The 12456-nt window shown below is 41.2% G+C and carries 9 protein-coding genes; all 9 read left to right on the top strand.

Annotation, left to right across the window (positions count from 1 at the left end):
* Positions 1–508 precede the first annotated feature (508 nt).
* The gene (locus tag LJE11_RS02415) at positions 509–709 is read left to right on the top strand and encodes a hypothetical protein (protein ID WP_008707925.1); all 201 of its coding nucleotides are present in this window, start codon (positions 509–511) and stop codon (positions 707–709) included.
* A 311-nt stretch (positions 710–1020) separates the two neighbouring features.
* The gene (locus tag LJE11_RS02410) at positions 1021–2670 is read left to right on the top strand and encodes a glycosyl hydrolase family 18 protein (protein ID WP_227295458.1); all 1650 of its coding nucleotides are present in this window, start codon (positions 1021–1023) and stop codon (positions 2668–2670) included.
* Positions 2671–2834: 164 nt separating this feature from the next.
* Positions 2835–3530, top strand: a complete 696-nt coding sequence (locus tag LJE11_RS02405) for an N-acetylmuramoyl-L-alanine amidase (protein WP_020993441.1) — start codon at positions 2835–2837, stop codon at positions 3528–3530.
* Between the two features lie 123 nt (positions 3531–3653).
* A complete protein-coding gene (locus tag LJE11_RS02400; protein WP_227295456.1) occupies positions 3654–5666 on the top strand; it encodes a hypothetical protein in 2013 nt (670 codons plus the stop codon).
* A gap of 139 nt (positions 5667–5805) precedes the next feature.
* The gene (locus tag LJE11_RS02395; protein ID WP_227295454.1) at positions 5806–8043 is read left to right on the top strand and encodes a DUF2298 domain-containing protein; all 2238 of its coding nucleotides are present in this window, start codon (positions 5806–5808) and stop codon (positions 8041–8043) included.
* Between the two features lie 514 nt (positions 8044–8557).
* Positions 8558–9658, top strand: a complete 1101-nt coding sequence (locus tag LJE11_RS02390) for a DUF459 domain-containing protein (protein ID WP_227295452.1) — start codon at positions 8558–8560, stop codon at positions 9656–9658.
* A 316-nt stretch (positions 9659–9974) separates the two neighbouring features.
* Positions 9975–11027, top strand: a complete 1053-nt coding sequence (locus LJE11_RS02385; RefSeq protein ID WP_008707934.1) for an L-threonylcarbamoyladenylate synthase — start codon at positions 9975–9977, stop codon at positions 11025–11027.
* A 137-nt stretch (positions 11028–11164) separates the two neighbouring features.
* Positions 11165–11596, top strand: coding sequence for a ribose 5-phosphate isomerase B (rpiB, locus tag LJE11_RS02380; protein WP_008707935.1), 432 nt, complete (start codon positions 11165–11167; stop codon positions 11594–11596).
* A gap of 224 nt (positions 11597–11820) precedes the next feature.
* A complete protein-coding gene (locus tag LJE11_RS02375; RefSeq protein WP_008707937.1) occupies positions 11821–12312 on the top strand; it encodes a deoxycytidylate deaminase in 492 nt (163 codons plus the stop codon).
* The last annotated feature ends 144 nt before the right edge of the window (positions 12313–12456 follow it).

The raw sequence follows: 12456 nt of genomic DNA, 5'->3' as shown, positions 1-12456 counted from the left end.
GCTGTAAGTAACTTCAAAAATTCTATTGTCTGACTGTGAATTTATAAAATTTTATACACTATATTATATAACACAGAACTGCAAAATGTAAAGATAAGTAATCAACCAAAATATTAAATTTTTAGAAACAAAACAGAAAAAAATACATAAATGAAGAAAAACACTTGCATCTGTTTGCCAGATGGATATAATGAAAACAGAAGAAGCAGTAAACCTGCGGTTCACATAAGCGAAGATCTGAAACATTAACCAAAGTGATCTTTTATTTCTAAACTTCATTGCCGTTTTTCATGCAGCGTTCCTGCTGTGGCAATGTACAGGTAAAATTTCCATGATGATAAGAAGATGATAAGAAGTTGAAACGTTACTGTTCACTCTGTTCACAGTAACGATAAAACAGGTGCAGGGATATTGTTTTTTCAACAGCCGATAAGGTGCTTTCTAAAAAATCTTATGAAAGAAGGGAGGTAAGCTTACGGAAAATATATCACGGGCAACCAAAAAGAGCATGCGTAAACCACTGGAAAAAGAATTGAAGAGTTATCGTGAACAGGGAATTTCTCTGTATCTGAATGGTATACTCAGTAATCCGAAAACAATTGCAAAAGCCTGTCAGATTGCAGAAGGTGGTGGATACATGCGTGATTACGTTGAAGATGAAAAAGGACGGATCGCTCGTGTGGATTTTGATTTCGTCAAAGAAAAATAACAAAAGAGAAAGCTGCCCGAACAGATTCTGAACCAGTCCCCCCGATGTTCATAATGCCTTCGGGCAGCATAAGAATATAATTACGCATATCTTAAAAATTTGTGAAAAATACGATTTTGCAATACAATTGTAATATTTTATGGTATACTTAAGCCAGTATCATCAAGTTACCGATACAGTTGATAATACTGGTACATCATACTCAAAATAACTATATGAAATACCTTTCTGTGAGCTGATGTATCAATAGCGATCGTGTTACTGTCTGCTTTGTTTCCGGTAACACAATATTTACTGAAAGGAAAAATACTATGAATAAAAAGTATAAACCAGTTATCGCAGTTGCCGTTTTGGTCATTCTTGTTGCGATTCTTGGAATTGTCACTCATGTAGTAATGAAGTACATACCATCTTCTGAGAAAATGGATCTGAATGAATATTATGGAGAAATGGCAGATGGGGAGATTGCCCTGGTCATTGGAACTGAGAAACTGGAAGAACGTGGTCTGGTGGACGGAGACAGAGTCTATTTACCACTGGATGTGGTGAATACTTATCTGAACCAGAGATATTACTGGGATTCTGCCAATCAGCAGATACTTTATGCAACACCTTCGGAGCTGACTTCTGCGAGTGCATCATCTGAGGCAGGAGATAAGGTATGGGTGAAAGATGATAAAGTGTATCTGAATCTTACTTATGTGCAGGAATTTACAGATCTTGATGCATACATCACAAAAGATCCATACAGGATTGCCATACAGTATAAATTCAAAAATGTAAAAACAGTCACAGTTAAGAAGAATACAAGCATACGTTACCGCGGTGGAATCAAATCGGCTATTCTTACTTCTGTAAAGAAAGGTACAAAGCTTCGTCTTATCGAAGAATTGGAGAATTGGGATCAGGTAGCTACGGATGACGGATATATCGGTTATATAGATAAGAAGAAAGTGGCAGAAGCAGAGAAGACAAAATTTGAACGAAGCTTTAAGAGGGAACAGTACTCCTATCTTACTATGGACAGCAAGGTTAATATGGTGTGGCATCAGGTGACTTCCACAGATGCCAATGCTTATTTTGCGGATGCGACAGCAAATATGACAGGTGTGAATGTGATCTCGCCTACCTGGTTCTATCTGACAGATACTTCAGGAAACATTGCAAGCATTGCGAGTGCAGATTATGTATCACAGGCTCATGAAAAGGGGCTTCAGGTATGGGGACTGATCGACAACTTTACACAGGAAGTAAGTACAACGGAAACACTTTCCAGCACTGCGGCGAGACAGAATATTATCAGTCAGCTGATCCAGGCAGCCCAAGATGTGGGAATGGATGGCATTAATGTGGATTTTGAATCTCTCAGCGAGGATGTGGGAACTCATTTTCTGGAATTTCTGAGAGAACTTTCCATAGAGTGTCATAAGAATAATCTGGTTCTTTCAGTGGATAATCCGGTTCCTGAGGATTTTACAAGCCATTATGACCGGGCTGAGCAGGGAAGGGTTGTAGATTATGTGATCATCATGGGATATGACGAGCATTATGTAGGATCTGAAGCCGGTTCTGTGGCATCTCTTCCATGGGTGGAACAGGGAATCCAGGATACACTGGATGAGGTTCCGGCTGAACGTGTGATCAATGCCATTCCGTTTTATACCAGACTGTGGAGGACCACAGGGGGAAATGTAACCAGTGAAGCGATCGGTATGGATCAGGCGCAGCAGACAATTGCAGATAATAATGTGGAAACCTACTGGGATAAGACCACTTCCCAGAATTATGGAAAATATGATATAGATAATTCTACCTATCAGATCTGGCTTGAGGATGCTCAGTCAGTTGCAGAGAAAGTGAAGCTGGTATCCAAATATGACCTTGCAGGAGTTTCTGCATGGAAGCTTGGATTTGAAAACAACGGAATCTGGCAGGTAATCTCGGACAATCTGAATAATTAAAAGTTCTGCATCAGCAGGCTATAAAAACATCTTCTGAAACATATATTAATATAGAATTTTATGAAATACTGATTGCATTATTTTATGGAATTGCTATAGCCAGTCTACAGGAACAGTGAATTTTCCCGTAGACTGTAAAAGATGTCTCAGGAGGTGTTTTTAGTTTGAAAAAATATGGACTGGAATTAATGTTAGGGTGTCTGCTTCTTGTCAGTTTTCTCATTCTGTCAAAACAGGCAGCTGAAGTTTCAGAGACTATGAGTTCAACAGAAAATTCAAAAATCATTCTGGTAGATGCAGGACATGGTGGAGCGGATCCGGGAATGATCGGAGTGAACGGACTGGAAGAAAAGGGGATAAATCTTCAGATTGCCGTAAAATTAAAGGATTCTCTGGAAAAACAAGGATTTTCTGTAATCATGACAAGGGAAGAAGATAAGGGCCTTTATGAGGAGGACAGCAGAAATCAGAAAGCACAGGATATGCAGTGCAGGATTGCTATGATAAAGAAATACAGACCTGTGCTGTGCATAAGTGTTCATCAGAACAGCTATCAGGATTCGTCTGTATGCGGTCCACAGGTGTTTTATTATGAAGATTCTGTCCGGGGAAAGAATCTGGCAGAGTTTATCCAGGAAGAACTGAATCTGGGACTGAAAGTAAAACGCCCTCGTGTGGCAAAAGGTAATAAAACCTATTATCTGTTAAAAAGAAGTGAAAGTGTTTTGAATATTGTAGAGTGTGGTTTTCTTACAAATCCGGAAGAGGCCGGACTTCTCTGCAAAGAAGAATATCAGAATAAAATAGTGGAAGCTATAGTGAAAGGGATTGAACAATATCTGAAGCAACAAAAAATTTAAAATGTTTAATTTATGTGAACTTGCTTTTAATAAGTAGGGATTTTTGCTATACTGATACTTGTTTGATAAAATCCCCCGGAGGTAGGAGTATCTGCATGGCGGGGAAATGTACAGGGAGAAATTATGCTTGGAATTATTTATCTGCTTCTGGCAGGAATGCTGGGCTGTGAAGCATCGAAAATGCTGACAGGAGAGGGAAAGAGTGTGTCAGGTATTAATCGTATCTGGCTCATGCTTCCGGCTTCTTTTGGAGTCGGAACACTTTTACTGACCTGGATGGTATATATTATTTCCTGGTTTTTCAGTGTTGTGGGAAAAGCTGAAAATCCACTTTTGTATGGAAATATTATCGGGATGACAGGTGCAGCAGTTATTATGATACTGCTCAGCGTACAGAAATACAGAAAACAGGGAAGTTACAGGATATGGAATATTGATAAAACACAGGATAAGCGCAGATTAAAAAAGGAAATATTACTCTTTGGTCTGCTGATTGTATTTATTACATATATGATGTTTTATGTATTCTATATAAAAGACGGAATCCTGTATTCCGGCCTGACTGTGTATGGAGATTATGCACCACATACGGCGATGATGCGTTCTTTTTCTGCAGGAAATAATTTTCCCACACAGTATCCTCATTATGGAGGTGCAGATGTAAAGTATCATTTTATGTTTCAGTTTCTCACAGGAAATCTGGAATATCTTGGAATGCGTATGGACTTTGCCTATAATATCGTAAGTACCTTGTCGCTTGTGGGATTTCTTATGCTGTTATATCAGCTTGCACTTAGGATCACAGGCAAAATGTGCTGCGGTGTACTGGCATTGTTTCTGTTCTTTTTCAGAAGCGGAATGGCTTTTTTCAGATTTGTATGGGAGCATATCCAGGCAGGGAATCTTGTGGAAACCCTGGAAGAAAATACTTCCTTTATCGGATATACTGTCAATGAGAACTGGGGATTGTGGAACTTTAATGTTTATCTTAATCAGAGGCATCTGGCATTTGGACTTCTGATGGTGACTTTGGCGCTATATCTGTTTATGGACTGGCTGGAAGCCGGGACGGCACATGAAGAGAAGGGAATACTCTGGATAAAAAACAGAATCTTTTCGAAGGAAGGATGGAAAAGCAGAAATCTGGATCAGGCACTGCTTATGGGAATGTTTCTGGGTCTGTGTGCGTTCTGGAATGGGGCAGCAGTGATCGGTGGTCTGCTGATTTTGTGCGGCTTTGCGATTTTCTCGGATGGAAAAGTGGATTACGCTGTCATGGCGGGGGTATCCATCTTCTTTTCCTGGCTTCAGTCAAAGATTTTTGTTGTTGGAAGTGCTATGAGTCCTCAGATTTATCTGGGATTTCTGGCAGAGGATAAGACTGTCCCGGGAGTTGTGAAATATCTGTTCTGGATGAGCGGAGTTTTTTTCCTTGGGCTGGTACTAATGGTATGGTTTATGAGAAGACGGGAGAGAGCAATCCTTGTGAGTTTCCTGTTTCCGGTGATTTTTGCTTTTGTGCTTCTGATGACACCGGATATTAATGTAAACCATAAATATATCATGATATCATATGCGTTTCTGACGATTTTCTGGGCATGGGCAGTATGCAGTCTTTGGAAAGGGAGAAATGGGCAGTCCGGGATACAAAAAACTATGGGAAAGATACTGGCAATAGTATTGGTGATATCTCTGAGTGTGACCGGGATTTATGACTTTGTGGTGATCATAAAGGGAAATGGTCCGGGCAGACGTGTGACTGTAAATATGAACAGCGAGCTGACCCAATGGCTGGAGGAGAATCTGGAGAAAAACGATCTTTTACTTACTCCTGAGTACAGCATGAATGAAGTGACGATGTCCGGAGCTATGCTTTACTGTGGATGGCCATACTACGCATGGTCTGCAGGCTATGATACGAATTACAGGGCTGCACAGGCTGTAACGATATACACCACATCTGACAGTGAAACATTGAAAAAAACAGTACAACAGGAAAAAATAACATATATCCTGTTTGAAGAAGGTTCGGAATTTGAACAGCAGGAATGTCGTGAGGAGACAATTGCTGCAGCATATGAAAAGGTTTATGAGACTCAGGATGGACGAATACGAATCTATAAAACAACAGAATAATCCTCAAATGCATTATTACGGGGATTACTCCGGATTTATGATTATGAGCCGGGTGATCACAGATTTACAGAGATAAGAGAGAATGTGTAAGATTATAGTAACCACAATAATTTTATAAATGATTAAGGAGGACGTACGGATGAAGAAATGGGCACCGAGAGTGCTTCTTGCAGCAGCTCTTGCAGGGCTGTCTGCATTTCTGTTAAAGGGAGATGTATGGACATTCTGGACCTGGTGGCTGTTGGCATTTCTGATGGGAATGGTTGCAATGCCTGTGACAGGGAGACTGTTTGCCGGATTTGAGGACAAAGGCTGGATGTTTTCAAAAGTGCTGGCGATTACTGTGACAGGTTTTCTTACGTGGTTTCTGGTAACTGCGAAGATACTGCCATTTACTGCAGCGACATGTATCGGTGTGTCTGTTGTATGTGCTGTTGGCTGTGGGGTTTTATATCATTTTCAGGGAAAAAATGGAATTGACTGCTTTCCGTCCGGAAAGGTAAATCTGATTTACGGAGAGGAAATTCTGTTCTTTATATTTTTCCTGATGTGGACTTATTTTGCAGGATTCCGTCCGCAGGCATACGGAACTGAGAAATTTATGGATTATGGTTTCATGGAAGCCATGATGAGAAGTACGACACTTCCTGCAAGAGATCTGTGGTATTCAGAAGGTACGATCAATTATTATTATGGCGGACAGTATTTTGCAGTATTTCTGACGAAGCTGACTGGCAGTAAAGTAGAACTCACTTACAATCTGATGCGTACTTTTGTGGCTGCATTTGCGTTTGTGCTTCCGTTTTCACTGGTTCGTCAGATGTCTGTGGACAGGCTTAAAGGAAGCCTGACAGGAAAGAAACGTTGTGTGCCGGCAGTGACCGGGATCATAGCAGGACTTTCTGTATCAATTGCGGGAAATATGCATTATGTGGTTTACAGTAAGGTCATTCCATGGCTCCAGAAGCTGCAGGGAAAAGAAGCGGACAGCTACTGGTTCCCGGATGCGACCCGTTATATTGGATACAATCCGGATGTGCCGGACAAGACGATCCATGAATTTCCATGTTATTCCTTTGTGTTGGGAGATCTCCATGCCCATGTGGTAAATGTAATGTTTGTGCTGTTTCTGGTGGGACTTCTTTATGCGTGGATGCGAAGTGTGCGGATGAGAGAAGCAGTGATCATGAAACCGGGCCGGAAACAGTTCTGGAAAAAACAGCTGTTGATTCCGCATATCCTGCTGGCTGCAGTGATGATCGGTATGTTCCGGTTTACGAATTTCTGGGATTTTATTATTTATTTCGTGGTGACCGGTGGAGTGGTGCTGTTTACCAATATCGTTCAGTTTGATGGTAAAGTGAAGAGGATTCTGGCAGTGACTGCGGTTCAGGCAGTGGAGATCATTGTGATCTCATACGTTGTTTCTCTGCCGTTTACTTTGCAGTTTGACAGTATGTTTAAAGGTGTGGGAATTGCGCAGAATCATTCTATGATCCATCAGCTGCTGATTTTGTGGGGACTGCCTGTGGTTCTGACAGTTCTGCTGATCATCTGTATCATCTGGGAGAAGCTTCGTGGTGGTGCGAACAGAAGTCTGTATAAACTGATGAAAGCAATCTCTGTGCCGGATCTGTTTGCGATTGTCATGGGACTCTGTGCAATCGGGCTGATCGTGATTCCGGAGTTGGTTTATGTAAGAGATATTTACGAAAATGGAAACGCCAGGGCGAATACTATGTTTAAGCTGACTTATCAGGCGTATATGCTGTTTGGGATGACCATGGGATATGGTATTTTCCGTATGCTGGTGGCTACACGTAAGAAAGTGTTTAAGGTTGTGTCAGTGATCGGTCTGGTACTGCTTTGCTGGACCTTTGGTTATTTTGGAAACAGTGTGTATGCGTGGTTTGGAAAGGTATGGGAGCCTTCTGAATATAAAGGATTGAATGCGACATCTTTCCTGTCAAATGATTTCACAGAGGATGTGGCTGGTATTAAATGGCTGAAGAAGAATGTGAAAGGGTCACCGGTTGTGCTTGAGGCGAACGGGGACAGCTATAGTGGCTATGAGCGTGTTTCTGCTATGACAGGGCTTCCGACTGTGCTGGGATGGTATGTGCATGAGTGGCTGTGGAGAGATGATACTGCGGACTTGAATGAGAAGAGCGCGGATATTGAGAGTATTTATACTTCTTCGGATGAGGAGTATGTGAAGGAGCTGCTGGAAGAGTATGATGTTTCTTATATTTTTGTCGGATCGAAGGAGAGGGAGAAATATGGGGGGACATTGAATGAGGATGTGCTGAAGTCACTTGGAGAAGTGGTGTTCCAGGATGAGGTGTATAGTACTTATATTCTTAAGGTTAATAAGTAAGGGAGTGAAAAATGGCGGCAGTTTTGCCGTCATTTTTTGCGTTTTTGTAAAGAATATTGCGGGTAATCTTTGATGATCAAAAGGGACGCGTAAAAAAATATTTCATTTCCTGTGCGGTTTCGGGCACTAAGATATTCTAAGCCGCTAAAAATCTGCTAAAAGCATGAGAAATCAGAGCCAAACTCGCCTGCGGCTCAGACAGTGTCTCTGATTTCTCATAACGCAGATTTTTGCCGGCTAAGAATATCTAAGTACCCTGCAAATGCACAGGAAATGAAATATTTTTTTACGCTGGTTATTGATTGGAATGGTTTTGGGGAAATAATTATCAGGTGGAAAAGAGGGAAAAAGTGAAATTTACAGATATAGATTACGATTGTATTATGATAATGTATGTGCAATGTATATAAGAAAAATATGTTGCTACAGTGGAAAAATGAAAAGATGACACTATATAAGTAGTAGGAGAAAATGAGGATTGTGAATATTTACATGACAGGAAAGGAGTTTTAAAATGAGGAATCGAATAATTCAGGTTAGACATTATAGCAGGAAAATGATGATTATGATGTTGACAGGAGCAATTTGCTGTAGTTCATGTTTTTGTCAAACAGCTTTTGCGAAAACCAGCAAAGTAAGGGTTTACGATGCGGAAAAAGGAACCACAAGCTTCACATCTTTTACATATTCGGATAATAAAAAGGATGAATCACTGGCACCGTCGGAGGGAACAGGAGCGATTTCATCTGCTTCTCAGAAGGCGGTTATTTTCCATCAGGCAGATGGGTCTACGATAATAAGAAAAGCAGACAGTAATGGAAAAGTGACACTTCCAGCAATAAGAAATCAGACAGGATATACTTTTCTTGGATGGAGCACGAAGCCGGATCAGACTCAGAATCCGCAGTATCAGGCGGGACAGGTGATACAGGTAAGGAAGAAAACCCATTTATATGCAGTTATGTATAACTGGCAACAGGAGCCGGATATTCAGGTCAATAATCTGGCAGCTCAGCTGTCGGAGTATTCCGGAATTATTTTTGTGGGAGATTCCAGAACGTATTTTATGCAGAAAACTCTTCTTCGGGAATATGGAAAGGATGCAGTTGCAAAAGTATCATTTGTGTGTAAGACAGGGGAGGGACTGAGCTGGTTTGAAACAGCAGGAGAGAGAGTAATGAGAAGTGAAATTGCCCGTCTGCAGTCAGATTCAGATAAGCCCGTAGCAGTTATTTTTAATCTTGGTGTGAATGATCTTTCGAGTCATAATTCCGGGAATGGGGTTGATTATAAAGGCGAGGCAAATGCATATCTTGCGCGTATGAACACTCTTGCAGAGGAACTTGAAAGTGACTGCAGATTGTTTTATATGTCTGTGAATCCGGTAAATACAGCAATGAAACCAACTCGAAAAGAAGCGCAGTTACGTTACTTTAATGACAGATTGCAGAGCAGGTTAAATAAGAGATTTCAATGGATAGATACCTATAAATATCTGATGAAGAATGGTTACAGTACATACAATGAGTTTAAGGGAAATATAGATGACGGCGTTCACTATTCTACATGTACCTATAAAAGAATTTATAAATATTGTATAAATGCGATCAGATAATGCTTTTTGATTTATACACAAATTATAATCTTGTTTCAGGTAAGCAGTATAAGCAGAAGTTAAGGCCACAGAACTCACAAAAGAAAGGGTATATGTATTGCCTGATAAATTAAGAGATTGATGTACGAGCTGACAGGAGAAATATTTTCTGTCAGCTTGTTATTTGTTTGGTTGGATAATGGAGAATATCTGTTTGCCAAAGAAGAAACATTTGACGAATTTTTGTCTCTGTTGTATCATGAACATACAAAACGAAAATAAAGTAAGAGGAATATTGTTATATAAAATACAGAACAGATAAGAAAGCAGGAATAAAATGAAAGCAGAAGTTGTATCCATGACAGCGGATAATCTTGATATGGAGGCTATCCGGCGTGGTGGAGATATTTTGAAACAGGGTGGTCTGGTTGCATTTCCTACGGAGACTGTTTATGGTCTTGGTGGAGATGCGTTGAACCCGCAGGCTTCTATGAAAATTTATGCGGCGAAGGGCAGACCTTCGGATAATCCGCTGATCGTGCATATTGCAGAGTTTGATAAGCTGGCTCCGATTGTAGCTGAGGTTCCGGAGAAGGCGAAGATTTTGGCAGAGAAGTACTGGCCGGGTCCGCTGACTATGATTTTTCCGAAGTCGGATCTTGTACCACAGGAGACTACGGGTGGTCTGGACAGTGTGGCGGTTCGTTTTCCGAGTGACAGGATCGCGCAGGAACTTATCAAGGCAGCAGGTGGTTATGTGGCTGCGCCCAGTGCCAACACTTCAGGCAGACCCAGTCCGACTACTGCACAGCATGTAGAGGAGGATCTTGGCGAGGCGATTGAGATGATTATTGACGGAGGCCAGGTGGGAATCGGTCTTGAGTCTACGATCGTTGATTTTACTGAGGATGTGCCGGTGGTTTTACGTCCGGGTTATATTTCTCTGGAGATGCTTCAGGAGACTCTGGGGGATGTAAGGATGGACAAGGGGCTGATTGCGGCTGACAGCAAAGTACGTCCGAAAGCACCGGGTATGAAATATCGCCATTATGCACCGAAGGCAGATCTGGCAATTGTTGAGGGACCGGAGGAAGCTGTTGTGAAGAAAATCAATGAGCTGGCTGCGGAAGCGAAAGCACACGGTGAGCAGGTCGGAATTATTGCAACGGACGAGACAAAGGACAGATATCCCGAAGGTCTGGTAGTCAGCATCGGAAGTCGGAAAGAAGAGGAAACAATCGCCCATCATTTATATGAAGTGCTTCGTGATTTTGACCAGAGTGCGGTCAGGTCTATTTATTCAGAAGCGTTTTATACACCAAGAATGGGACAGGCCATTATGAACCGTCTGCTGAAAGCAGCGGGACATAAGATCATACAGGTGGTATGATATAATCAGGTAGTGAAGCAGATATATGCCTGACTATATAATCTTATCAGCAGTAATGGCCAGATGGATAATGAAGATTCATTTAAATAGTCTGCTGAAGAGGTAAAGAAAATAAATTAATTTCAGGAGGAAGATTAATGATAGCTCTAGGATGTGATCACGGTGGATATGAATTAAAACAGGAGATTAAGAAATATCTGGATGAGAAAGGAATTGAATATAAAGATTATGGATGTGACAGTCTGGATTCCGTAGATTATCCGGTATATGCAAAGAAGGTTGCACATGCAATTCTTGACGGCGAATGTGAGAAGGGAATCCTGATCTGCGGAACAGGTATCGGAATTTCCATTACAGCAAACAAGTTTAAAGGAATCAGAGCTGCAGTCTGCACAGATTGTTTTACAGCAGAGGCTACAAGACTTCACAATGATGCCAATATCCTTGCACTTGGCGGAAGAGTGGTAGGACCTGGGCTGGCATTGAAGATTGTGGATACATTTTTGAATACACCGTTTTCCAATGATGAGAGACATATCAGAAGAATTAATCAGATAGAGACTGAATAAGTCATAAAATAAGAAAAATGATAAAACAGCCAGAGCCTGCATGATTATAGTAATTCTCTCACATGTATGATGAATGGGAATTGCTGTAGAGTAAAGTGTGAAGTTCTGGCTGTGTCAGTTATAAGCAGATAATGGTTACTGTTTGCTCCGTTCACAGTAACGGACAATGTGCTGCTTTTATGAAGCAGATGAATGGTGAAGTATGTGAAGGGGAGGTGTGGAAAATGGATGTAAATCATAAACGCACAGATTATTTATCATGGGATGAATATTTTATGGGAGTTGCCATGATGTCAGGGATGCGTTCCAAGGATCCGAATTCTCAGGTAGGTGCCTGTATTGTGAGTGAGGATAATAAAATCCTGTCCATGGGTTATAATGGTTTTCCAAAGGGCTGTTCAGATGATGAATTTCCATGGGCAAGAGAGGGTGACAGTCTTCATACGAAATATTTTTATGTGACCCACAGTGAGCTGAATGCGATCCTTAATTACAGGGGAGGAAGTCTGGAAGGTGCAAAGCTTTATGTTTCCCTTTTTCCATGTAATGAATGTGCCAAGGCAATTATTCAGGCAGGTATTAAGACGATTGTCTATGACTGCGATAAATATGCAGACACGCCGGCAGTGATCGCTTCCAAGAGAATGCTGGATGCAGCCGGGGTCCGTTATTATAAATACAACCGGACAGGACGTAAGATTACAATAGAAGTGTGATTTGGCATATTCATGCCAAAACACCTCGCAGGATAGTGGTGTGTGAACAGTAACCATTACTGAGAACAGAGTGAATAGTAAACAGATTTTACGTTACTGTTCACTCCGTTCACAGTAACGTAGCCAAAATTCATTCCAGATTGC

This window comes from Blautia sp. DFI.1.216 (assembly GCF_020594215.1).
In the GTDB taxonomy this organism is placed as follows: Bacteria; Bacillota; Clostridia; order Lachnospirales; family Lachnospiraceae; genus Blautia_A; species Blautia_A wexlerae.
Note: the sequence above shows the minus strand (reverse complement) of the source record. Positions and strands in the feature narration are given on the sequence as shown.

Bases quoted from the DNA above. Each gene is read 5' to 3' on its own strand.
- LJE11_RS02385 (WP_008707934.1), top strand. From the start codon at position 9,975: ATGAAAGCAGAAGTTGTATCCATGACAGCGGATAATCTTGATATGGAG.
- rpiB (WP_008707935.1), top strand. From the start codon at position 11,165: ATGATAGCTCTAGGATGTGATCACGGTGGATATGAATTAAAACAGGAG.
- LJE11_RS02415 (WP_008707925.1), top strand. From the start codon at position 509: ATGCGTAAACCACTGGAAAAAGAATTGAAGAGTTATCGTGAACAGGGA.
- LJE11_RS02375 (WP_008707937.1), top strand. From the start codon at position 11,821: ATGGATGTAAATCATAAACGCACAGATTATTTATCATGGGATGAATAT.
- LJE11_RS02395 (WP_227295454.1), top strand. From the start codon at position 5,806: ATGAAGAAATGGGCACCGAGAGTGCTTCTTGCAGCAGCTCTTGCAGGG.
- LJE11_RS02410 (WP_227295458.1), top strand. From the start codon at position 1,021: ATGAATAAAAAGTATAAACCAGTTATCGCAGTTGCCGTTTTGGTCATT.
- LJE11_RS02390 (WP_227295452.1), top strand. From the start codon at position 8,558: ATGAGGAATCGAATAATTCAGGTTAGACATTATAGCAGGAAAATGATG.
- LJE11_RS02400 (WP_227295456.1), top strand. From the start codon at position 3,654: ATGCTTGGAATTATTTATCTGCTTCTGGCAGGAATGCTGGGCTGTGAA.